Here is a 21963-nt window from a genome sequence, read left to right on the forward strand (position 1 = left end):
GGCCCGGCGCCGCGGGTGAGCGCCCGCGACGGCGTGGCCGCCGTCCGCATCGCCGAGGCCGCCGCCCACTCCGCGCGCACGGGCCGCGCCGTCGAGCTGACCGCCACCGAGGAAGGAACCCCCACGTGAGGGTCGCCGTACTGTCCTTCGCCCACGTCCACGCCGCGACGTACGTCGAGCTGCTGCGCGACCGCGACGGCATCGACCTGATCACCGCCGACCCCGACGCCCCGCCCGGTGACGCCACCCGCGGGCGCGCCCTCGCCGAGCGGCTGGGCGCGCCGTACGCGGACACCTGGGACGAGGCCTTCTCGCAGCCCCTCGACGCGGTCGTGGTGTGCAGCGAGAACGCCCGCCACCGGTCCCTGGTCGAGCGCGCGGCGGCGGCCGGAGCCCATGTGCTCTGCGAGAAGCCGCTCGCCACCACTGAGGCTGACGCCCGCGCCATGATCGACGCGTGTGCGCGCGCCGGAGTCGGCCTGATGACCGCCTACCCCGTACGGTTCAGCCCGGCCTTCGACGCCCTCCACCGCTCCCTGGCCGACGGCTCCCTCGGGGACCTCGTCAGCGTCCACGGCACCAACAACGGCACCAACCCCGCCCGCGTCCGCCGCTGGTTCGCCGACCCGGAGCTGGCGGGCGGCGGCGCGGTCATGGACCACACCGTCCACCTCGCCGACCTGATGGACGTCCTGCTGCACGGCGAACAGGCCACCGAGGTCTACGCCCAGGCCAACACCGTCCTCGACGCCGACTCGCCCGTCGAGACGGCGGGCCTGGTCACCGTCCGCTACCCGAGCGGCGCCGTCGCCACCATCGATTGCAGCTGGAGCCAGCCCCCGGCCCATCCCACCTGGGGCGGCCTGACCCTGACCTGCGTGGGGGAGCGCGCCATCGTCGAGTTCGACGCCTTCCCCCGGCTGCTCGGCGGCTTCGACACGCGGAGCGGCCGCGCCCGCTGGGAACCCGGCGGCACCGACCTGGACGCCGCCATGCTGGACGAGTTCCTCGACGCCGCCCGCACCCGCCGCCGCCCCCGCCCCGACGGCGAGGCGGGGCTGCGCACCCTGCGCATCGTCCTTGCCGCCTACGCCTCCCTGCGCACCGGCCGCCCCGCCGCCGTGGGCTGAGCCCGGGCGACTAGCGCACCCTGGCGGTGTCGGCTGTGTCGTCTTCGCCTGCCTCCAGCAGACCCGCCGCCGCGCCCACGATGCGCGGATCGGGGGTGCCGACGACCTCCTCGTCCTTGTCGGCGTAGTCGAAACGGGCGAGCACGCTGCGCATGGCCTCGACGCGGGCCCGTTTCTTGTCGTTGCTCTTGACCACCGTCCAGGGTGCGTGATCGGTGTCCGTGTCGCGGAACATGGCCACCTTCGCGGCGGTGTAGTCGTCCCAGCGGTCCAGCGAGGCGAGGTCCATCGGGCTGAGCTTCCACTGCCGTACGGGATCCACCTGGCGGATCGTGAAACGCGTGCGCTGCTCGCCCTGGGACACCGAGAACCAGAACTTCACCAGGTCCACGCCGTCGTCCACGAGCATCCGCTCGAACATCGGCGCCTGGCGCATGAAGCGCCGGTACTCGTCCTCCGCGCAGAAGCCCTCACCCGCTCGACACCGGCCCGGTTGTACCAGGACCGGTCGAAGAGCACGATCTCGCCCGCGGTCGGCAGATGCTCCACGTACCGCTGGAAGTACCACTGGCCGTTCCATGCACTGCGCGTACGGATAGTTCTCCCGCCACGTGTCGACCGGGCTTCTGTCCGGCCGGAGGAGCACGGGATCGTCGTGGTCGCTGTAGTCGACCCGCAGGTCGGCCAGCTCGGACAGCAAGGGCGGTGTCGTCATCCGGTGTTCCTTTCCGCCACGGTGCCTCAGTGGAACTGCGGCACGATCAGATAGATTCCGTAACCCACCACCGCGGCGCACGCCATGAAGCACAGCCCGGCCTGGGTGAGGCCGACGGTCGAGCCGGTGCCGTTCTCCTCACGGGCCGCCTCGACGCGGGCGAGGCCCAGGACGCCGAGGGCGAAGACGGTGACCACGGCGACGGTGACGCCGACGCTCACCGCGGCGACCTGGCCGAGTGCGCTCCAGTCGAGTTGCATCGTTTTTCCACTCTCCGTGATTCAGCCGTGCTGCGAAAGGAGTTACGCGGCCGAGCCGACCGTGGCCGGCGGCTCGGTGCGGAGGGTGACCTCGTGGGTGTCGTTCACGTTCTGCGCGTGCACGGGGTTGCGGCGGGAGAGGACCACGATGCCGGTGGCGAGGGCCGCGCCGACCAGGGCGACCACCGCGGCGCCGATGTTGCCGCCGTTGGTGACCACGCTCGCGGAGACGCCACCGACCACCGCGGCGGCGGGCAGCGTGACCATCCAGGCGATGACCATGCGGCCCGCGACGCCCCAGCGCACCTCCGCCAGCCGCCGTCCCAGTCCCGCGCCGAGGATGCTGCCGGAGGCCACCTGGGTGGTGGACAGGGCGAAGCCGAGGTGCGCGGAGGTGAGGATGACGGTGGTGGAGGCGGTCTCGGCGGCGAAACCCTGCGGCGACTGGATCTCGGTGAGGCCCTTGCCCATGGTGCGGATGATCCGCCAGCCGCCGAGATACGTGCCGAGCCCGATGGCGAGCCCCGCGGAGGCGATCACCCACAGCGGCGGACCGGCGTCATGGCCGAGCGCGCCCGCCGAGATCAGGGTCAGCGTGATGACACTCATGGTCTTCTGCGCGTCGTTCGTACCGTGCGCGAGGGAGACGAGCGAGGCCGAGGCGATCTGCCCGGCCCGGAAGCCCTTGGTCACCGACTTCTTGCGGGCCCGGTCGGTGAGCCGGTACGCGAGGTAGGTGGCCAGCAGCGCGGCGACACCGGCCACGACCGGCGAGGCCACCGCCGGGACGAGCACCTTCTCGACGACCTTGTCGAAGTGCACACCATGGGCGCCCGCCCCGACCCACACGGCACCGATCAATTCGCCGAACAGGGCGTGCGACGAACTCGAGGGCAGCCCGACCAGCCAGGTCAGCAGGTTCCAGAGAATGGCCCCGACCAGTCCCGCGAAGATCATCCCTGGGGTGACCAGGGAGTCGTCGACGATGCCGCCGGAGATGGTCTTGGCGACCTCGGTGGACAGGAAGGCGGGAAGGACAAGGACACCGCCTGGACCGGTGTCAGCCGGTGACCGTGGGCCACTCCCCGCCGTCCCGCTCGGGCAAGGCGGCCGCGGCGGTGTGCAGGAGGGCGAGGGCCTGGGGGAGGAACGGGTTGGGGTCGCTGGTGCGCCGGGTGGCATAGACCCGGCGGGTGTGGGCGGGATCGGTGAGCCGGACGAGGTGGGTGCCGGAGGCGTCGGGTGAGGCGGAGGTGTCCATGATGGCGAGTTCGGGTGCGATCGCCACCCCCAGGCCCTGCCGGACCAGTTCGTAGGGCAGGTTGTAGTCGTTCGTACGGAAGAGCACCTCGGGCAGGAAGCCGCCGGCCGCGCAGATGTGGCGCAGACAGCGCGCCGCGTCGGTGTCCTCGTGGTAGCTGATCCAGCGCTCGTCCCGCAGGTCGGCGAGGCGGATGTGCCGCCGTCCTCCCAGCGGGTGCCCCGCCGGGAGGAGCACGTACAGCGGCTCCTCCCGTACCAGCGTGTGGTCGAGGCCGTCGGGCCGGCTGTGCGGCACCACGCCGTACTCGAAGATCACGGCGAGGTCCAGCCGCCCCTCCACCACCGCGGGCACGGTCACCTGAGGGTCGCCCTCCTCGTAGCGGACGTCGACGTCGGGCCGGTCGCGGAGGAACCCCGTCAGCACCGTCGGCACCAGCCGGAACCCCGCGGACCAGAAGCTGCCCAGCCGCAGCCGCCCCCGCTCGGCGGCGGCGTAGGCGCGCATCTCGTCCTCCGTCGCGGACAGGTCGGCCAGCAGCCGCCCCGCGCGCCGGGCGAGCTGGAGCCCGGCCGGGGTCGGGCGCACGCTGCGCGGTGAGCGCTCGAAGAGCGCGACGCCCAGGGCGCGTTCGATGGTGGAGATCTGCTGGGAGACGGCGGAGGGCGTGTAGCCGAGGCGCTGCGCGGCCGAACGGAACGAGCCCGCGGCGACCACCTCGCATATCGCCTGGAGCTGCGGCGGGGTCAGCATCAAAGGAACTTAACACTCCGCGTGGAAACGTTCATTCTCTCTGTTCTTGCCCGGGCCCTCGCCGTCGCGCAGATTGGGCGTCCACCAGCCCCGCGCAGATCCCCTGACCAGCAGCCCAGAAGGGAGGCACCGTGCCCGGAAGTCAGGCGCGAGCCCGCGCCACCGCACTTCCCCTCGCGCTCGCGGCACTGCTCACGCCGACCGTGACGGCGTGCGGCGGCACCACGTCCGTCAACCAGTCCAAGGTGCCCGAGCAGCGCGTCGACCCCGCGCTCCGTGCCCTGCTCCCGCGGGACATCCGCGACCAGGGGTCCCTCACCTCGGCCGTCGGCAACGACTACCCGCCGCTGTCCCTGCTGGACCTCGACAACAAGACCGTCATCGGCGCCGAACCCGACCTCATCCGCGCGGTCGGCCAGGTCCTCGGCCTCCGCGTCCACCTGGTGAAGGCGAACTTCGACAGCATCATCGGCGGTGTCCGGTCCCACCGCTACGACGTGGCGATCCAGGCGATGCTCGACAAGAAGGAGCGCCAGTCGCAGGTCACGTTCGTCGACTACATGAAGACCAGCAGCTCGATCCTGGCGTCGGAGAAGGCCGCCGGGAACATCCGCTCCCTCACCAGCCTGTGCGGCAGCCAGGTCGCCGTCGAGCAGGGCACGTCGCAGGTGGACGACGTGGCGGCGCAGGCGAAGAAGTGTGCGGCGGACGGCAAGCCCGAGCTGGAGACACTGGTCTTCCCCGACTCCGTCGGCTGTTTCCAGGCCCTGTCCACGGGCCGCGCCGACGCGTTCGTCGGCGGCACCCCCACCGTCGACTACCAGGCCGAGATGTCGCACGGCAGGTTCCGCACGGCTGGTGAGCCGTACCGCTTCCTGCCCTACGGAATCCTGATCAACAAGGAGGAGCGGACCTTGGTACGGGCTGTCCGCGGTGCCCTTCAGAAACTCATCGACAACGGCACCTACGCGAAGATCCTCAAGCAGTGGAAGCTCACGTCCGGGGCGCTGAAGCGCGCCACCGTGAACGGGGGTGCGGCATGACCGAGACCCTCACCCGGGCGGACTCCGGCGGCACCGGCTCCGGCCCCGCCGCGGAAACCCTGCGCGCCGTCCCCGTGCGGCGTCCGGGGCAGCGCGTCGCCGCGATCGTCGTGACCTTCCTGCTGGTCTTCCTCCTGGAGGGCTGGATCACCAATCCCCGGATGCAGTGGGGGACCGTCGGCGAGTTCCTCTTCTCGCCGGTGATCATGGAGGGGCTGCGGACCACCCTGCTGCTGACCGCCCTCGCCATGGCGGTCGGCATCGTCGGCGGTGTCGTCCTCGCCGTGCTGCGGATGTCCGCCAACCCGATCCTGTCCCGGCTCAGCTGGGCTTACATCTGGCTCTTCCGCGGCACCCCGCTGCTGGTGCAGCTCCTCTTCTGGTACTTCCTCTCCGCGATCGTCCCCACCATCGGCCTCGGCGTCCCCTGGGGACCGACGTTCGTGGAGGCCGAGACGAACGTCCTCATCACCCAGCTCACCGCCGCCGTCCTCGGCCTCGGGCTGCACGAGGCCGCGTACATGGCCGAGATCGTCCGTGCGGGCATCACCTCCGTCGACGACGGCCAGAGCGAGGCCGCCCAGGCGCTGGGCATGTCCCGCGGGCAGACCCTGCGCCGCATCGTGCTGCCGCAGGCGCTGCGCATCATCATCCCGCCCACCGGCAACCAGGCGATCTCCATGCTGAAGACCACCTCGCTGGTCTTCGCCATCGCCGTGCCCGAGCTGCTGACCTCCATCCAGGGCATCTACTCGCGCAACTTCCAGCAGGTGCCGCTGCTGGTCGTCGCCTGCTTCTGGTACCTCGTGGCCACCTCCGTGCTCAACGTCGGCCAGTACTACCTGGAACGGCGCTTCGGCCGCGGCACCAGCCGCACCCTGCCGCCCACCCCGCTCCAGCGGCTGCGCAACGCAACCCGGAAACACCGTGAGGAGACCGCACGTTGACCCCAGCCGTGATCAGAGCCGAGAGCGTGCACAAGAGCTTCGGCCGCACCGAGGTGCTCAAGGGCATCGACCTGACCGTCGCGCCCGGCGAGGTCCTGTGCCTGGTGGGCCCCTCCGGCTCCGGCAAGTCCACCTTCCTGCGCTGCATCAACCACCTGGAGACCATCGACCGGGGGCGCCTGTACGTCCGCGGTGAACTCGTCGGCTACGAAGAGCGGGACGGCAAACTCCACGAGCTGAGCGACAAGGCCGTCTCCAGGCGCCGCCGGGGCATCGGCATGGTCTTCCAGCGCTTCAACCTCTTTCCGCACATGACCGCGCTGGAGAACGTCATCGAGGCTCCCGTCCAGGTGCGCAAGGAGCCGAAGGCACGGGCCCGCGAACGCGGCGCGGAGCTCCTCGACCGCGTCGGCCTCGCCGACAAGGCACACAGCTACCCCGCCCAGCTCTCCGGCGGCCAGCAGCAGCGGGTGGCCATCGCCCGCGCCCTGGCCATGCGACCCGAACTGATGCTGTTCGACGAGCCCACCTCCGCGCTCGACCCCGAACTCGTCGGCGAGGTGCTGGAGGTGATGCGGGCGCTCGCCGACGACGGCATGACCATGGTCGTCGTCACCCATGAGATGGGCTTCGCCCGGGAGGTCGGCGACACGCTGGTGTTCATGGACGACGGCGCCGTCATCGAGACCGGCCCGCCCGCGGACGTACTGAGCGACCCGCGCCACGAACGCACCCGCGCGTTCCTCAGCAAGGTCCTCTGAACCGCCTCGCCACTGTCCTGCCACTGTAAGGAGTCTTCATGACCCGTGCCCTCGTCATCGGCGCCGGAGTGATAGGCGCCGCCACCGCGCACCGCCTCGCCGAGGCAGGTGTCGACGTCACCGTGCTCGACGCCGGCGGCCGCACCCCGGGCACCTCGAGCGCCACCTTCTCCATCGACGTCACCCACCTGAAGACCCCCCACTCCTACTTCCTGCTCAACCAGCGCAGCGCCGCGCTCCACCGGGAACTGGAGCGGGAGATCCGGGCCCGCACGGGAGCCCCCGGCTGGCGCCATCCCGCACCGCTCGTCCAGTGGGGCCACACCGAGGAGGAACAGCGCACCCTCCGCGCGCGTGCCGAGCGCCTCGCCGACTGGGGGCACCCCTGCCGCACGGCCGACCCCGGCGAACTGCGTACCCTCGCACCCGCCGTCGACCCCGCCTCCTGCCGCGCCACCGAACTCGTCGTGCACGACGACGCCACCTGGTACGACGCCCCCCTCCTCGCGCACACCCTCCTCGACCGGGCCGCCGCGCTGGGCGCCGACATCCGCTACGACACCCCCGTCACCGCCCTGCTGCGGGACGGTGAACGGGTGCGCGGCGCCGAGGCGCGGGGCCGCCCCTTCGAGGCCGACCACGTCGTCAACTGCGCGGGCCCCGACGCCGGACGCATCGCCGAACTGGCCGGGGTACGGCTGCCGTTGCGCCGGATCCCCGGCCTGGTCGGCGAGTCCGTCCCGCTCGCCGAGCCGCTGCGCGCCATCGTCGCCACCCCCGGCGTCGATCTGCGCCCCGCCCCGGGCAACCGGGTGTGCGCCATCTCCTGGCCGGTCGACGCGCTCCTCGCCCCGACCCCGGACACCCAGGTGCCGCCCGAAGCGGACCTCCTCGGCCGGTGCGCCGCGGTCCTGCCCGCCTTCCGCGCCCTGGGAGGCACCCGGATCGGCGTCCGCCCCGTTCCCGAAGACGGCCTTCCCCTGGTCGGCCCGCACCCCCGTGCGCCCGGCCTCTACACCATCGCCACCCACAGCGGTGTCACCCTCGCCCCGCTCCTCGCCGCCCTCGCCGCCGAGGAACTCACCACCGCCAGCCCCGCACCCGCCCTGGCCCCCTACCGCCCCGACCGCGACACCTCACGGCCCATCCGCGACGAAAGCCTGGCCGTGATGAGCGGCCACCGGGCCGAAGCCGGGTGACGCACCGGTGGCTCAGGCCAGCAGGTTGCCCGAGTGGGAGAGGCGGCGCGCCGTGGTGAGGAGGGCGTGGATCTGGGGTCCGGCCTGGTTGATGTCGGTCACGGGGGTCTTGAACGGCAGCCGGACGTCGTGGTGGGCGCGCGGGTGTTCGAGGCGCAGGGTGATGCCGTAGCGGTCCATCGCCACGGGGAGGGCGCGCACCATGCCCTTGTCCGGGTGGGGGTGGACGAGGCGCAGCAGCAGGGGGACGAGTTCGCTGTGGTCGTCGACGAGATGGGTCAGCATGCTCGCCTCGCTGGTCGCGATGGGGTCGAGGGGCGCCGCCTGGAGGGTGTGGAGGGTGACGTACGTGCGTCCCCGGTCGTCCTCCAGGACCGCCTGGCCGAACTCCAGGCAGGTGCTCTCCTTGGCCTCCGCGTCGTACGGAGCGGCCAGCAGCCCGGTCACCGTGACGCGGGCGCGCAGGCGGTCGCGTACGGGCGTGGGGGCGATGTCGGTGAGCTCCAGCCGCACCGGGATGCGCATCGCCGTCCGGGCCCCCGGGGTGCCCTCGAACGGCGGGTGGAGGTGGAAGTGGCCCATCGCCCCCGTGCCGTCGAGGCGGCGGACTTCGGTGCTGACCCCGTCGCTCACCACGGACATCGAGTGGGCGGCGGCGAGGATCGCCCGGACGCGCTCGGCGGCGGTCGGGGTGGTGGCGCGGGTGGAAGAAGGACGCATCCGGGGGCTCCAGGCGCGGGTAGGGCGGACACCAAGCGGGCTACTTAGGTATGCCTAACCTAACTCACCCGCCGGTATTCGGGTAGTCCCGCCGGACGGCGAGGGGCCGTCACCGGACGGTCTGCCGGGGGCGTACGCGGAAGTACGCGCGGCTTGGCGGCGCGTAGAGGAGGCCCACGCCGGTGCCGGAGGCGCCGATGGCGAGGATGGCGCGCACCGCGTAATCCGGCTGGAACACCCCGCCCGGCGCCGACAGCCCCCAGATCGCGTGCGGGCCCAGATAGAGGAGCAAGAGCACGGCAGTCACCGTCCCCGTGACGCGGGCCGTGCGGCCGCCGCCGAGTATGCGGACGGCAGCACCGATGGTGACGAAGAGCAGCAGGTACACGGACTGAGTCATCGCCGGGTCGTTCACGGCGATGGTGGTGCCGAGAAACGCCGAGAGGATGAGGAGCGAGACGGCCGCGGTGACCTGGGACGGCCGCCGGGCCGGGGCTGCTTCCGGCCCGTGGTCCTCGTCCGGTGAACTGGTCATCGTGCCCTCCCTGCTCGCGGGTCCGCTGGTCCGGTGGCCGGAGGTCGGCCGTGCCCGGGGTCCTGCCGGGATCGTCCGTCCGCGGCTTCGGGACCCGTCCCGTCACACGCCAGTTGGCTCGTACGCTGTGAGGCGAACGTGCTGTGGGGACGGGTCCCGGAGCAGGGAGCGGACCCTGGGCGCGTGTGACCGCGCACGTGCCGCGCATCCCCCGAACCGAGGAGACACCCGATGCCCCTCTCCGCCAGCCTCGCGCGCGGAGTCGCGCCCACCACGCCCGGCAGCCTGCATGCCCGGACCCTGACCGGTGACCTCAGCGCACTGCCCCAGCCGGGCCTGACGGTCTGTTTCGGGCGCGGTCAGAAGCCGGACGTGGACCTGGGGGTCGGCGTGGACGACCTCCGGGTGAGCCGGCGCCACGGCGAGCTGACCTACCGCCAGGGGCAGTGGTGGCTGCGGAACACCGGGCGGCAGCTCGTCCGGCTGCCCCGCGGCCGGATGATGCACCTCAGCACCGAGCCGATCCCGCTCGAGACCGGGTACACCCCGCTGTTCGTCAAGGGCTCCGGCTACCGGGAACACCTGGTCGAGCTGTACGTGGCGGGCCACGACGACCAAGGGCCGGTCTCGCGGCGGCGCGCCGAGACCCTGCGGCCGGAGATCTGGCCCCTCGACGACGACGAACGGCTGCTGCTGGTCGTCCTCGGCCAGCGGTACCTGCTGTACGAGGAGGATCCGCGCCCCATGAGCTACGCCATGGCGGCCCGGCAACTCGGCTACCTCCGCCCGGACGCGGGCTGGAACGAGCGCAAGATCGAGTACCGGATCGAGGCCGTACGCCGCCGCCTGCACCAAACCGGCTTCAAGTACCCGCTGATGCACGACAAGTCGCAGGGGCGCCCCGCGGACAATGGTCTGCTGCACAACCTGCTCAAGGGGTTGGTGGAGTCCACGACGCTCGTGCCCCCGGACCTGGACCTGATCGAGGACGACGCCCCCTGGCCCGATCCCGCGTGATCGTCGGGCCGGTTCCCCCGTGTCCGTCTTCGGGGCCGTCTCCGTGCCCGTCTTCGGGACCCGTCCCGAACGTGTCGGCGAACGATGGCGGCGGCTGACACAGGAAGGAACACTCCCATGACGCGCATGCGCATCGTCGCTCTCGCGGGTATCACCGCGGTCGCCTCGGCGGCCGCCCTCGCGATTCCGGCGCAGGCCGACGCCGCCGACCCCCAAGACGCCACGGCCGCCCGGTGCACGTACCCCGCCGACGTCCTCGACCTGACCAACTGGAAGCTGACCCTGCCCACCGGCGAGGACGAGGACCCGACCGAGATCACCCAGCCCGGTCTCACCACCTTCTCCGCCACGCCCTGGTTCCAGGTCACCGAGGACTGCGACGCGGTCCGGTTCCGGTCCGCCGTCGACGGCGTGACGACGGGGGGCTCCAGCTACCCGCGCGCCGAGCTGCGGGAGATGACCGACGGCGGGGAAGAGGAGGCGGGCTGGTCGACCACCGAGGGCACCCACACCCTGGTGGTCAAGGAGGCGTTCATGGCGCTCCCCAACGACAAGCCGCATCTCGTCGGGGCCCAGATCCACGGCGGGGACGACGACGTCACGGTCTTCCGCCTCGAAGGCAGCAAGCTCTACATCACCAAGGGCGACGACTCCCACCACCACCTCGTCACCGACGACTACGAGCTGGGAACCGAGTTCGAGGCCAAGTTCGTGGCGCGGAACGGGAAGATCGACGTCTATTACAACGGGGAGCGCGAGACCACGATCTCCGACGACGGCGACACCAACTACTTCAAGGCAGGGGCCTACACCCAGGCCAACTGCGAGAACTCGGACCCGTGCGACGGCGACAATTACGGCGAGGTCCGCATATCCGGTCTCAAGGTCACCCACTCCTGACCGGCGGAAGACGGTGCCGGGCCTCCCCGTCGCGGGCGAGCCCGGCACCTCCGCATGCGCATTCGGGCGGCCACAACCCTCACAAACGTGAAGATTTCCGCAGTGGCGCGTGAATTCCCTTCTCAACCGGCCAGGCCGGGCCCGCCGCGGGCACGCCCCGCGCCCGGAACCGCCCTCAAGGGCGGCACAACCGGTGCGGGCCCGCCCCCGTGGGCGCTAAGTTCGGACTACGTGCCTGGTGGCAGCAGGGATTCTGGTTTCGCGAGAGGGGAGTTCGCCGTGCGGCGGGGGGAGAGGGTGGGCAAATACCGGCTCACAAGGGGGCCCGTCGAAGGAGGGAGAGGCGCGGTCTGGTTCGCCGTCGACACGGAGCTGGGCCGTCCCGTCGTCCTCAAACGGGCCCTGCTCGAGGACAACAGCCAGGCCGACTTCGACGAGTTGCTGGCCGAAGCGCGCGCCCTGGCGAAGTTCAGCCACCCGAATGTCGTCACCCTCTACGACGCCGTCCGCGCGGGCAAGGGCAAGAGGTCCACGTTCTGGCTGGTGATGGAACATGTGACCGGCGGGAGCCTGGACGTCCCGGTGAAGATGGCCCCGGAACTCGCGGCGCACGTCGGTGCGCAGATCGCGAGCGCGCTGGCGGCCCTGCACGCCAAGGGCATCGTGCACTGCGACGTCAAGCCCGGCAACATCGTGGTCACCCACGAGAGGGTCGCCAAGCTGGCCGATTTCGGCGCCGCGTACCGGGTGGACGGCAGCGAGACGATCACGCCCAACGGACCGGTCAGCCTCACCCCGTACTACGCCGCTCCCGAGGCGTTCCGGGGCGCACCCGAGCGCGCGTCCGACGTGTTCTCCCTCGGCGCCACCCTGTACTGCCTGGTGACGGGGACCCCACCGCTGCGCGGCGCCGGGCGCATGGTCCGGCTGGAGGCCATCAGCCCCCGGGTCGGTCCGCTCCGGGAGCTGCTCACCGCGATGCTCCAGCATGACCCCGGGGCCCGGCCCACGGCCGCCGAGGCGCTCGGCGCCCTCGCGGACATCGCGGGCCCGCCCGAGCAGTTCCCGACGCTCCCCGAGGCGGCGGCGACCACGCCCTATACGGCCACCGTGGTGTACCGCGAGGACGCCGCGGGAGCGCGACAGCCGCGCCTGCCGACGAGCCTCGTCCGGCGCCGCCCGCTGCTGACGGCCGGTGCCGCCGCCGTCACCGCGCTGGCCATCGCCGTACCGTTCGTCGTGATGAGCCTGGACGGTGACTCCGGGACGGACAACGCCGCTCCCTCCGCCGAACCGGCCAAGCTGACCAGCGCGGACTTCATCGGCGACCCCCGTACGGCCAACCCCTGTGCCTTGCTGAACGCGGACCTGTTCGACGGCTACGAGCAAGCCGAACTGGACGCCGACTACGGCAACTTCAACCGGTGCGACGTCCTCCTGAAGCAGCGCGGCGAGGAGGTCGTGGACGTCAGGGTGGAGCTCGACGCCGATCCGCTGCCGGAGGGCGTGGCACGGAGGACCACCGGCAGGGTCACCGTCGTGGAGCGTGCCGCCGAGCGCGACGAGTGCGAGCGGGCCGTGGCGGTGACCGGCGCCCGCGAGAACAGCCTCCGGGTCACCGCGGCCGCGAGACGCCCTGGTGAGGTCAAGGAGCCGCTGTGCGACACCGCCGACACCGCCACGGGGCGCGCGGTCAAGGTGCTCAACCGCGGTGCGATTCCGCGGCGTTCCCCGGACTTTCCGGCCAGCTCGCTGGCGCACAAGGACGCCTGTACGTTGCTCGACATCAAGGCGCTGGAAGAGGTGCCCGGCATCGACGCCCAGGACCCGGACGTCGGATTCGGCCGCTGGGACTGCCAGTGGAAGAGCACCACCAGCGAGTACGAGGTGGACCTGCGCTTCGACCAGGGCAGCCTGCCCGACGACGAGAACGCGCGGTCGACGCGGCTCAGCGATCACCAGGCCATCGTTCTGCCGGAGGACGAGGGCCCGGGGACCTGCCGCGTCGAGGTGGTCCATCGCGAGTACACCGGCGTGGACCGGGTGCAGGGGACCGAGCGGGTGGCCCTGGTCGTCAAGGGGGCGGGCCGCAAGGACCGGCCCTGCGAGATGGCCACCGATCTCGCCGGGGCGGCCGCCGCCGCGCTGCCGTCCGCCTGACCGCGGCCGTCGCCATAGGGGCTCTGATCCGCGGTCGCTACGGGGTCTCCCTTCCGAATCGGGCGATCGCCTCCAGGATCGCGTCCCGCATCGCGGGGCTGCCCGTGTGCCCCGATTCGTCGATCACCTTCAGCTCCGCGTCCGGCCACGCCTTGGACAACTCCCACGCGGTCTTCAGCGGACTGCCCAGGTCGAGCCGCCCGTGGATCAGCACCCCGGGGATCCCCGCCAGCCGGTGCGCGTCACGCAGCAGTTGCCCGTCCTCCAACCAGGCGTCGTGGGCGAAGTAGTGCGCGCAGATCCGGGTGAAGGCCATCAGCGCGTCATCGGGTTTGTCGCTGTAGTAGCCCGGGTTGCCCAGCACCTCATGGGCGATGACCGCGTCCTCCCAGGCGCACCAGTCCCGCGCCGCCTTGACCCGGACCGCCTCGTCCGGGCTGTTCAGCAGCCGGTCGTAGGCGGCCACGAGACTGCCGCCGCGGTCCGGTTCGGGCACTGCGTCGCGGAACGCCTCCCAGGGGCCGGGCAGCAGGCGTCCGACGCCGCGGTAGAGCCAGTCGATTTCCTCGGGCCGGGTCATGGTGACGCCGGGGATGACGATCTCGGAGACCCGCTCGGGGTGGCGCTCCGCGTAGGCCAGGATCAGCGTCGAGCCCCAGGAGCCGCCGTAGAGGAGCCAGCGCTCGATGCCCAGGTGCTCGCGCAGCCGCTCCATGTCGGCGATGAGGTGGTGGGTGGTGTTGTGAACGAGATCGACTGCCGGGTCGGCGGCGTGCGGCAGGCTCTCACCGCAGCCACGTTGGTCGAACACGACGACCCGGTAGACCTCGGGGTCGAACATCGTGCGGCTGCCGCGGCGCCCGCCGCTGCCGGGGCCGCCGTGCACGCACAGCGCCGCCTTCCCCTCGGGGTTTCCGCTGGTCTCCCAGTAGATCCGGTTTCCGTCGCCGACATCGAGGAGTCCGTGCGCGTCCGGTGCGGTGGGCGGGAAGGGCTGGGCCATGACGGTCTCCTCCTGAAGCCTGAAGCCTGAAGGCGTCACCGCTCGGCGGGAGCGGCGGTGCTCTGTCGTAGGACGAGCTGTGGGGTGGGGGCCTGCACGGGGCGGGGCGCGGGCCGTTCGGCCACGACGCGGAGCAGTTCGGTGGCGGTGAGCGTGCCGAGCGCGAAGGTGTCGCGCGTGAGCGCGGTGAGCGAGGGGTGCGCCATGGTGGTGAGCACGGAGTCGTCGAAGGACACCACGGAGACGTCGCGGGGGACGGGGATGCCCATCTCGGTGGCCACGCCGAGTCCGGCGACCGCCATGACGTCGTTGTCGTAGACGACCGCCGTGTAGCGGGGGCGGGTTTCGAGTAGACGGCGGGTCGCCGACGCGCCCTGGGCGTCGGAGTAGTCGGTGGCGATGGACGTCACGTCGATGCCGGTGGAGTCGCGTACGTCGTCGATGGCCCGCAGACGGCGCTGGGTGTGCTGGTAGGCCACCGTGCCGCTGACGTGGCCGATGCGCCGGTGCCCGAGGGCGACCAGGTGGCGCAGGATGCTGACCGTCGCGGCGTGGTCGTCCACCCAGACGCTGGTCAGCGGCATGGGGTTCCCGTGGCTGCCCAGCACCACCGCGGGGATGCCCAGATCGGCGACGAGTTGGGGCCGGACGTCGTCGACGGCGAGGTCGAGCAGGACGAGCCCGTCCACGCGGTTCTCGGCCGCCCAGCGCCGATAGACCGCGATCTGGGTCTCGGTGTCCTCGACGATGAGCAACTGCGTGGCGATGCCCCGGTTGGACAGGCAGGACTGGAGGCCGGAGAGGAACTGGGCGAAGAAGGGCTCGACGCCGAGCGTGCGCGCGGGGCGGGCGATGACGATGCCGACCACGTCGTTGGCCGCGCCCTTGAGCGCGCGGGCGGCCAGGTGCGGGCGCCAGTTGAGTTCGTTCGCGACATCGAGGATGCGCTTGCGGGTGGCGTCGCTCAGCCCCGGGCGCCCGTTGACCGCGATGGACACCGCCGCGACGGAGACGCCCGCGAGCCGTGCGATGTCGGTGCTGCGCAGCCGGGCCGGTAATTCCCCGGCGTGCGGGCGACCGGGGGAGCCCGGGTCCGCGTCCGCCCCCGCTCCTGACGAGGCATGGTTCCTCGGTGGCATCGCCCCTCCCTCGTGACCCACGTCGACTTTACGCAACCGTGATGATCCGCCGCGGTGACTGGCGAACTGAAACGTATTAATCTGCGGCCACTCGCGATTCTACTAAAACGTATTAGACGACCTGTTGCTTCTCCTCCGCGATGAGGACCACGCATGCACCGTCACTTCAGCAGGACCCTTGAGCGGCTTGACCGCGTACGTCGTGAGCGCATCCTTCCCCGGCTGCACAGCCGCCTGGGGGACGTCGAGATCGAGGCATGGACGGTCGGGGACGACGGCGAGCCGGTGAGCCCCCGTCACGCCCTCGGGCTGACGGCGGAGCCGCGCCGCGGCCGCCCCGACTACCGCCCCTTCGCCCTGGGCGACGCGTGGGGACCCGCGTGGTCCACGACCTGGTTCCGCGTCAGCGGCAAGGTCGAGCCCGGGACGCCCGGACCGGTCGACCTGCTGCTCGACCTGGGCTGGTTCGACCACTCCGTCGGCGGCCACTGCGAGGGCCTGGTCTTCACACCGGACGGCACCGTCGTCAAGGGCCTGCACCCGCGGCAGACGGCGATCCGGCTCGCTGCGGGGGACACCGGACCGGGGCTGCTGGACCCGGACGGCCGCTTCGTGCTCTACGTGGAGGCCGCCGCGAACCCCCTGCTGCTGGGCCTGCCGCCCTTCGTCGCCACCGAGCACGGCGAGAAGGGCGCGCGGGAACCGTTCGAGCAGTTCCGGTTACGGCGCGCGGAGACCGCCGTGTTCGCGCCGGAGGTGCACGCCCTCCTCTCCGACCTGGACGTCCTCGGCGGCCTGGCCGCCGAACTCACCGAGGACGAACCGCGCCACTGGCGCCTGCTGTACGGCATCGAGCGCGCCCTCGACGCCTACGACGAGGCGGACGCCGAAGCCGGTGCCCGCCGGGCACGCGCCCACCTCGCCCCGCTGCTGGCCGCCCCCGCCCATGCCTCCGCCCACCGGATCACCGCGGTGGGCCACGCCCACATGGACTCGGCGTGGCTGTGGCCGCTGCGCGAGACCGTGCGCAAACTCGCCCGGACCGTCTCCAACGCCCTCGCCCTGCTGGACGCCCACCCGGACCTCGTCTACACCATGTCGGCCGCGCAGCACTTCGCCTGGCTCGAAGACCACTACCCCGAACTCTTCGCGCGGGTGCGCCACCACGTGGAGCGAGGGCGGCTGGTGCCCGTCGGCGGCATGTGGGTGGAGCCGGACGGCGTCATCCCCACCGGTGAGTCCATGGTGCGCCAACTCACCTACGGCAAACGGTACTTCCTCGACCGCTTCGGTCTCGAACCGCGGGAGGTATGGCTGCCCGACTCCTTCGGCTACTCGGGAGCGCTGCCACAGCTGGCACGCCGGGCCGGGGCCCGCTGGTTCCTGACGCAGAAGATCTCCTGGAACGACACCACGACCTTCCCGCACCACTCCTTCTGGTGGGAGGGCATCGACGGCACCCGCATCTTCACCCACTTCCCGCCCGCGGAGACCTACGCCGCCGAGGTCACCGCCCGCGAACTGCGCCACGCGGTCACCACCTTCAAGGACAAGGCGATCGCCTCCCACTCGCTGCTGCCCTACGGCTACGGCGACGGCGGGGGCGGCCCCACCCGGGAGATGGCCGAACGGCTGCGCCGCTTCGCCGACCTGGAGGGCGCGCCACGCGTGGTGTCCCGCACTCCGGCGGAGTTCTTCGAGGACGCCGAGGCGGAGCTGCGCGAGGTCGAGTCGGTGGCCAAGCCACTGGCGCCCGTCCACCGCGGCGAGCTGTACCTGGAGCTGCACCGGGGCACCCTGACGTCGCAGGTGGCGATGAAGCGCCACAACCGGGCGTGCGAATCGCTGCTCCGGGCGGCCGAGTACCTCGGCGCGGCGGCCACGGTCCTGCGGGGCGCGCCCTATCCGGGGGAGAGCCTGGACGAGATCTGGCGCGGCGTGCTGCTGCACCAGTTCCACGACATCCTGCCGGGCACGTCGATCAGCTGGGTGCACCGCGAGGCCCGCGCCACCTATCGATCGACGGAGTCCCGGCTGCGCGGGCTCATCGAGCGGGCCGCCGAGGCGCTGGGCGACGCGGTGCTGGGCGACGCGGCCGCGGCCGCGGGCGGGACGGCGGGGCTGCTCCCTCCGTTCGTCCCCGCCCGTACCGCCGACACGGAGCCCGACCCCGTCCGCGTCACCGACGGGGAAGCCGGTGCCACCGTGCTGGACGACGGTCTGCTGCGGGCCGTCGTGGACGCCGACGGCCACCTGACCTCGCTCCACGACACGCGCAGCGGACGGGAGGTGGTGCCGCCCGGTGGGCGCGCGGGCGTGCTCCAGCTGTTCCGGGACGAGCCGGTGCGGTGGGACGCGTGGGACGTGGACCGCCACACCCTGCGCACCTTCCAGGAAGTGGACGACGTCACCAGCCGGACGGTGGTCCACGACGGGCCCGACGCCGGTGTCGAGGTCGTCCGGCGGTTCGGCGCGTCGACGGTCACGCTGACGATGTGGCTGAGGGCGGGCACCGGCCGGTTCGAGACGGAGTGCGCGGTCGACTGGCAGGAGCGCGAGCGCCTGCTCAAGGTCGCCCTGCCGGTCCACGTGATGGCGCCAACGGCACGCTTCGAGACGCAGTACGGATACGTCGAGCGGCCGCTTCTGGTGAACACCGAGGCGCAGGAGGCGATGTTCGAGGCCGCCATGCACCGGTACATCCACGTGGCCGACGGCGCCTTCGGCGTGGGCATCCTCAACGACACCATGTACGGCGCCGACGCACGCGCCGATCACGACGCCACCGTCGTCCGGCTGTCGCTGCTGAGGGGCAGCCGCTTCCCCGACCCCGACGCGGACGCGGGAACCCACCACTTCCGCTGGGCGCTGCTCCCCGGCGCGGACGTGCCCGCCACGGTCGAGGCCGCCTCCGTGTTCAACGCGCCCGACATCCCGCCGCTCCCGCCCCTGGAGCCCCTGGTGGCCATCGAGCTGCTGCAAGGCCACGCGGTCGTCGACTGGATCAAACTCGCCGACGACGGTTCGGGGGACGTCGTCGTACGGATCTACGAAACGCAGGGAAGCCGGGCGAAGGCCCTGCTCCGCCCCTGCGCGGAACTCGGCGCGGCCGCCGCCGTGGAGGAGACCGACCTGCTGGAACGCGCACTCGCGCCCGCGGACGACCTGCCCACGGCCCTGTCCCGGACACCGGCCGGTACGCGCCGTCCCGCGATGGGCGCGGCCCTGGACCTCGGCTCCTTCCAGGTGGCGACCCTCCGGATCGCCCCTGGAACCCACCCCAGATGAGGAGAAGACGAATGACGCCAGCGGGAAGACGGACCGCGCTCATCGCGGGACTCGCTGCGGGATCGCTGATGCTGTCCGCCTGCGTCATGGGCGGCGGCGACAGTACGACGAAGGCAGAGGACGGAAAGGTGTCCGGCAAGATCACCTTCCAGACCTGGAACCTGAAGAACGACAAGTTCACCTCGTACTTCAACGACCTCATCGCCTCCTTCGAGAAGGCCCACCCGGGCACCGACATCAGATGGGTCGACCAGCCCGCGGAGGGCTACCAGGACAAGCTGTCGGCCGACGCCGCGGCCGGATCCCTCCCCGACGTGGTCGACATGGGCCCGGAGTCCGCCTACACCCTGGCCAAGGCGGGTGTCCTGCTCGACCTGAACAAGGCCGACCCGAAGGCCGAGGGCCGTTACGTGGACAAGGCGTGGAAGGCCATGACCTTCGAGGGCCTGGGCGGCGGCACGTACGGCTACCCGTGGTACCTGAACACCGGGCCGTCCTTCTTCAACAAGGCGCTGTTCAAGAAGTGCGGTCTGAACCCCGGCAAGCTGCCCGCCACCTACGACGAGCTGTTCGACCAGGCGGAAACCATGGCCGATAAGTGCTCGGACACCATGATGATCGCCAGGATGCCCGCCATCGAGACCTTCGGCGAGTACGGCGTACCGCTCATGGACGCGGGCGGGAAGAAGTTCACGTACAACAATGCCAAGGGCGTGGAGTACGTCGAGCGGTTCCGCAAGCTCTACGCCAAGAAGGGCATCGGCGAAGAGGCGCTGAACAACCTCCAGACGAAGGAGGTCGAGGAGTTCAAGGCGGGGCGTCTGGCCTATCTGCCCGGCAGCTCCTACACCCTGGACGATCTGAAGGCCACCGCGCCCGACGTCTACAAGAACCTGGGCATCGGGCCGCGCATCAGCGACAGCGCCCCCAACATGTACCTCGAGTCCCTGGTCGTCAACGCCGCGACCAAGAACCAGTCCCTGGCCACCGCCTTCGCCACGTACGTCACGAACTCCGCCCATCAGCTCACCTTCGCCAAGAAGGCGTCCGTCTTCCCCTCGTCCGCCGGGACGCTGGACGATGCGTACTTCACCCAGGACGACAAGGACCCGGCCACCACGGTGCGGCGGGAGAGCGCCGACCAGGTCAGGAAGGCGGTCGTGTGGTGGCCGCCCGCGTTCTCCGGCTCGGCCGACAGCAACACGCTGCGGGAGCAGATCGCCCAGGCACTGCTGGGCAAGAAGTCCGTGAAGGCAGCGCTGGACGCCTCCGTCCGGTACTCCAACGAGCGCCTGAAAGCGGACAAGTGACCCTCTCCCTTCAGCGTGGGACCTCCGTGAAGCGAGCCGGCCGGGACGGCCTCTCCCGCCGTCGCGGGAGCGTCCTGGCCACGCACCGCTGGAGCCTGACCCCGTGGCTGTTCCTGCTACCGGGGCTGACCGTCATCGTGGCTCTGGTCCTGGTGCCGTTCGCGAACACACTGGGGTTGTCGTTCACGGACTCGACCCTGCTGCGGCAGGGGGAGTTCGTCGGCTGGGACAACTTCCGCCGGATGTTCGCCGACGAGCGCTTCACCACCGCCCTGCTGAACTCCACGCTCTACACCGTGTGCGTGGTGCCCTGCATGGTGGTCCTCCCGCTCGTCCTCGCCACCCTGGTGAGCAGCGCGGGACGGCTGACCGGCTTCTTCCGCACCACCATGTACCTGCCCGTCGTCATGTCACCCGTGGTCGTCGGCCTGATCTGGACGACCATGCTCGACAAACGCGGCCTGGTCAACGCCCTGTTCTCCACCCTCCACGCGGTGGCCGAGCCCGTTCCCTTCCTCACCGACCGGTGGCTGCTGCTCTTCAGCGCCATGTTCGTCACCGTGTGGACCGGCCTGGGCTACTACATGGTCATCTACCTGGCGGCCCTGGCCAACATCGACCAGAGCCTGTACGACGCGGCGGCGATGGACGGCGCCGGGGCGGTGCGCAGCTTCCTGGCCGTCACGGTCCCCGGTGTGCGGTCCACGATGACGCTCATCGCCGTGCTGTCCTCCGTGGCGGCCTTCCGCGTGTTCGGCGAGGTCTACGTCCTCACCGGCGGCACCGGGGGAGTGGGCGGGGGCGACCTCACCATGACCATGCTGATCCAGCGCGAGGGCACCGGACTCCAGGCGCGCACCGGATACGCGGGCGCGATCAGTCTCGTCATGTTCGTGATCCTCGGCGCGCTGCTGCTCGCGCAGCTCGCCCTCCAGCGCAAGAGGAGCTCCTGATGGCCCAGCCTTCTCCGCGCCCGCACACCACCGCAGCCCGGCGGTGCAGGGTCACGCCGGGCTCCGCGGCGCGCCACCTCGTCCTCCTCCTCATGGCCGTGCTCCTGGCGGGCCCGCTGGTGTGGCAGCTCTCGCTGTCCCTCAAAGGCGCCGGAGAGCCCCTGTACACCCAGCCACCGAAGCTGATCCCCGAACACCCCACGCTCGACCACTTCGCCACGGTGCTCGACCGCATCCCCGTGCCGCGCTATCTGCTGAACTCCCTGGCGGTGGCGGCCATGGCCGTGGTGGGCAACGTCGTCGGAGCCACCTGCGCCGGGTACGCCCTCGGCAAGCTGCGCTTCCGCGGCCGGGGCGTGGCGACCGCCATCTGCGTCGCCGCCCTGCTGGTCCCCTCCGAGACCGTCCTGATCGCGCAGTTCCTCACCGTCAGGGCCACCGGGCTGGTGAACACGCTGTTCGGGGTCGCCCTGCCGACCCTGGTGGCGGCGCTGAACGTGCTGCTCATGCGCAACGCCTTCCGCAACCTTCCCGGCGAGCTGGAAGAAGCCGCCATCGTCGACGGCGCCAACGCCTGGCAGCGGTTCATCCGGATCTCCGTACCGCAGGTCAAGGGCGTGATCGCGGTGGTGGCCATCTTCGCCTTCGTCGGCTCGTGGAACGACTTCCTCTGGCCCCTCATCGTCCTGTCGGACGAACAGAACTACACCCTCACCGTCGGCCTGAACCGGCTGCGCGGCACCTTCTACGAGGACCCGCGCCTCATCGCCGCCGGCACCATCATCGCCCTGGCGCCCATCGTGGCGTTCTTCGCCGTCCTCCAGCGCTACTTCTTCCGCGGGCTGGAAGCCGGCGGCCTGAAAGGTTGA

18 protein-coding genes and 2 pseudogenes are annotated in these 21963 nt (G+C 71.3%); 12 read left to right on the forward strand and 8 right to left on the reverse strand.

Annotated features, from left to right (window positions below; all coding sequences use genetic code 11):
• Positions 1–125: 125 nt before the first annotated feature.
• Positions 126–1130: a Gfo/Idh/MocA family protein gene (locus EEJ42_RS26540; protein WP_123103654.1), complete on the forward strand. Its 1005-nt coding sequence runs from the start codon at positions 126–128 to the stop codon at positions 1128–1130.
• Positions 1131–1140: 10 nt separating this feature from the next.
• Here the strand turns inward: EEJ42_RS26540 and EEJ42_RS26545 are convergent.
• From EEJ42_RS26545 to EEJ42_RS26560, 4 genes and pseudogenes are all read right to left on the reverse strand, one after another.
• Positions 1141–1845, reverse strand: a pseudogene (locus EEJ42_RS26545) (polyphosphate kinase 2 family protein).
• A gap of 26 nt (positions 1846–1871) precedes the next feature.
• On the reverse strand, positions 1872–2105 hold the full coding sequence (locus EEJ42_RS26550) for a hypothetical protein (protein ID WP_123103656.1): 234 nt from the start codon (positions 2103–2105) through the stop codon (positions 1872–1874).
• Positions 2106–2147: 42 nt separating this feature from the next.
• Positions 2148–3140, reverse strand: a pseudogene (locus EEJ42_RS26555) (anion permease); the annotation flags it as partial.
• Between the two features lie 25 nt (positions 3141–3165).
• Positions 3166–4119: a LysR family transcriptional regulator gene (locus tag EEJ42_RS26560; protein ID WP_123103658.1), complete on the reverse strand. Its 954-nt coding sequence runs from the start codon at positions 4117–4119 to the stop codon at positions 3166–3168.
• A 131-nt stretch (positions 4120–4250) separates the two neighbouring features.
• On the opposite strand from EEJ42_RS26560, the gene EEJ42_RS26565 reads away from it, so the two are divergent.
• The 4 genes from EEJ42_RS26565 to EEJ42_RS26580 are packed head-to-tail and all read left to right on the forward strand — an operon-like array spanning position 4251 to position 8069.
• Positions 4251–5162, forward strand: coding sequence for an ABC transporter substrate-binding protein (locus tag EEJ42_RS26565; protein ID WP_123103660.1), 912 nt, complete (start codon positions 4251–4253; stop codon positions 5160–5162).
• Positions 5159–6109, forward strand: coding sequence for an amino acid ABC transporter permease (locus EEJ42_RS26570; RefSeq protein WP_123103662.1), 951 nt, complete (start codon positions 5159–5161; stop codon positions 6107–6109). The genes EEJ42_RS26565 and EEJ42_RS26570 overlap by 4 nt, the downstream gene beginning before the upstream one ends.
• Positions 6106–6870: an amino acid ABC transporter ATP-binding protein gene (locus EEJ42_RS26575; protein ID WP_281291514.1), complete on the forward strand. Its 765-nt coding sequence runs from the start codon at positions 6106–6108 to the stop codon at positions 6868–6870. The genes EEJ42_RS26570 and EEJ42_RS26575 overlap by 4 nt, the downstream gene beginning before the upstream one ends.
• 38 nt (positions 6871–6908) lie before the next feature.
• Positions 6909–8069 carry an NAD(P)/FAD-dependent oxidoreductase gene (locus EEJ42_RS26580; RefSeq protein ID WP_123103666.1) on the forward strand — a complete coding sequence of 387 codons (1161 nt, stop codon included), beginning with the start codon at positions 6909–6911 and terminating at the stop codon, positions 8067–8069.
• A 12-nt stretch (positions 8070–8081) separates the two neighbouring features.
• Here the strand turns inward: EEJ42_RS26580 and EEJ42_RS26585 are convergent, their stop codons facing one another.
• Both EEJ42_RS26585 and EEJ42_RS26590 read right to left on the reverse strand, forming a co-directional pair.
• The gene (locus EEJ42_RS26585) at positions 8082–8789 is read right to left on the reverse strand and encodes a DUF2470 domain-containing protein (RefSeq protein ID WP_123103668.1); all 708 of its coding nucleotides are present in this window, start codon (positions 8787–8789) and stop codon (positions 8082–8084) included.
• 109 nt (positions 8790–8898) lie between these two features.
• A complete protein-coding gene (locus EEJ42_RS26590) occupies positions 8899–9324 on the reverse strand; it encodes a hypothetical protein (RefSeq protein ID WP_123103670.1) in 426 nt (141 codons plus the stop codon).
• Between the two features lie 231 nt (positions 9325–9555).
• Here EEJ42_RS26590 and EEJ42_RS26595 point away from each other — a divergent pair, with 231 nt between their 5' ends.
• From EEJ42_RS26595 to EEJ42_RS26605, 3 genes are all read left to right on the forward strand, one after another.
• Positions 9556–10341: an FHA domain-containing protein gene (locus tag EEJ42_RS26595; protein WP_123103672.1), complete on the forward strand. Its 786-nt coding sequence runs from the start codon at positions 9556–9558 to the stop codon at positions 10339–10341.
• A 117-nt stretch (positions 10342–10458) separates the two neighbouring features.
• Positions 10459–11241, forward strand: a complete 783-nt coding sequence (locus EEJ42_RS26600; RefSeq protein WP_184503285.1) for a polysaccharide lyase family 7 protein — start codon at positions 10459–10461, stop codon at positions 11239–11241.
• A 279-nt stretch (positions 11242–11520) separates the two neighbouring features.
• Positions 11521–13401, forward strand: coding sequence for a serine/threonine-protein kinase (locus EEJ42_RS26605; protein WP_246097408.1), 1881 nt, complete (start codon positions 11521–11523; stop codon positions 13399–13401).
• Between the two features lie 37 nt (positions 13402–13438).
• On the opposite strand, the gene pip is transcribed toward EEJ42_RS26605, so the two are convergent.
• Together pip and EEJ42_RS26615 are read right to left on the reverse strand one after the other, a co-directional pair.
• Complete coding sequence (gene pip / locus EEJ42_RS26610; protein WP_123103676.1) at positions 13439–14404, reverse strand: prolyl aminopeptidase; 966 nt, start codon at positions 14402–14404, stop codon at positions 13439–13441.
• A gap of 35 nt (positions 14405–14439) precedes the next feature.
• Positions 14440–15543 carry a LacI family DNA-binding transcriptional regulator gene (locus tag EEJ42_RS26615; RefSeq protein ID WP_123103678.1) on the reverse strand — a complete coding sequence of 368 codons (1104 nt, stop codon included), beginning with the start codon at positions 15541–15543 and terminating at the stop codon, positions 14440–14442.
• A gap of 153 nt (positions 15544–15696) precedes the next feature.
• Between EEJ42_RS26615 and EEJ42_RS26620 the strand changes: the two genes are divergently transcribed.
• Genes EEJ42_RS26620 through EEJ42_RS26635 form a run of 4 tightly spaced genes read left to right on the forward strand, consistent with a single transcriptional unit; the run spans position 15697 to position 21963 of the window.
• Positions 15697–18831, forward strand: coding sequence for an alpha-mannosidase (locus tag EEJ42_RS26620; protein ID WP_123103680.1), 3135 nt, complete (start codon positions 15697–15699; stop codon positions 18829–18831).
• 11 nt (positions 18832–18842) lie between these two features.
• Entirely contained in the window at positions 18843–20141 is a 1299-nt protein-coding gene (locus tag EEJ42_RS26625) for an ABC transporter substrate-binding protein (RefSeq protein ID WP_246097409.1), read from the forward strand.
• Positions 20142–20167: 26 nt separating this feature from the next.
• Positions 20168–21094: a carbohydrate ABC transporter permease gene (locus EEJ42_RS26630; RefSeq protein ID WP_246097410.1), complete on the forward strand. Its 927-nt coding sequence runs from the start codon at positions 20168–20170 to the stop codon at positions 21092–21094.
• A complete protein-coding gene (locus EEJ42_RS26635) occupies positions 21094–21963 on the forward strand; it encodes a carbohydrate ABC transporter permease (protein ID WP_123103686.1) in 870 nt (289 codons plus the stop codon). Before EEJ42_RS26630 ends, EEJ42_RS26635 begins: the two co-directional genes overlap by 1 nt.

This window comes from Streptomyces botrytidirepellens (genome assembly GCF_003721215.1).
Classification (GTDB): Bacteria; Actinomycetota; Actinomycetes; order Streptomycetales; family Streptomycetaceae; genus Streptomyces; species Streptomyces himastatinicus.

Excerpts from the sequence above, each read along its gene's own strand:
- EEJ42_RS26620 (WP_123103680.1), top strand. The coding sequence starts at position 15,697 with ATGCACCGTCACTTCAGCAGGACCCTTGAGCGGCTTGACCGCGTACGT.
- EEJ42_RS26560 (WP_123103658.1), bottom strand. The coding sequence starts at position 4,119 with ATGCTGACCCCGCCGCAGCTCCAGGCGATATGCGAGGTGGTCGCCGCG.
- pip (WP_123103676.1), bottom strand. The coding sequence starts at position 14,404 with ATGGCCCAGCCCTTCCCGCCCACCGCACCGGACGCGCACGGACTCCTC.
- EEJ42_RS26570 (WP_123103662.1), top strand. The coding sequence starts at position 5,159 with ATGACCGAGACCCTCACCCGGGCGGACTCCGGCGGCACCGGCTCCGGC.
- EEJ42_RS26580 (WP_123103666.1), top strand. The coding sequence starts at position 6,909 with ATGACCCGTGCCCTCGTCATCGGCGCCGGAGTGATAGGCGCCGCCACC.
- EEJ42_RS26625 (WP_246097409.1), top strand. The coding sequence starts at position 18,843 with ATGACGCCAGCGGGAAGACGGACCGCGCTCATCGCGGGACTCGCTGCG.
- EEJ42_RS26600 (WP_184503285.1), top strand. The coding sequence starts at position 10,459 with ATGACGCGCATGCGCATCGTCGCTCTCGCGGGTATCACCGCGGTCGCC.
- EEJ42_RS26550 (WP_123103656.1), bottom strand. The coding sequence starts at position 2,105 with ATGCAACTCGACTGGAGCGCACTCGGCCAGGTCGCCGCGGTGAGCGTC.
- EEJ42_RS26635 (WP_123103686.1), top strand. The coding sequence starts at position 21,094 with ATGGCCCAGCCTTCTCCGCGCCCGCACACCACCGCAGCCCGGCGGTGC.
- EEJ42_RS26595 (WP_123103672.1), top strand. The coding sequence starts at position 9,556 with ATGCCCCTCTCCGCCAGCCTCGCGCGCGGAGTCGCGCCCACCACGCCC.
- EEJ42_RS26615 (WP_123103678.1), bottom strand. The coding sequence starts at position 15,543 with ATGCCACCGAGGAACCATGCCTCGTCAGGAGCGGGGGCGGACGCGGAC.
- EEJ42_RS26590 (WP_123103670.1), bottom strand. The coding sequence starts at position 9,324 with ATGACCAGTTCACCGGACGAGGACCACGGGCCGGAAGCAGCCCCGGCC.
- EEJ42_RS26585 (WP_123103668.1), bottom strand. The coding sequence starts at position 8,789 with ATGCGTCCTTCTTCCACCCGCGCCACCACCCCGACCGCCGCCGAGCGC.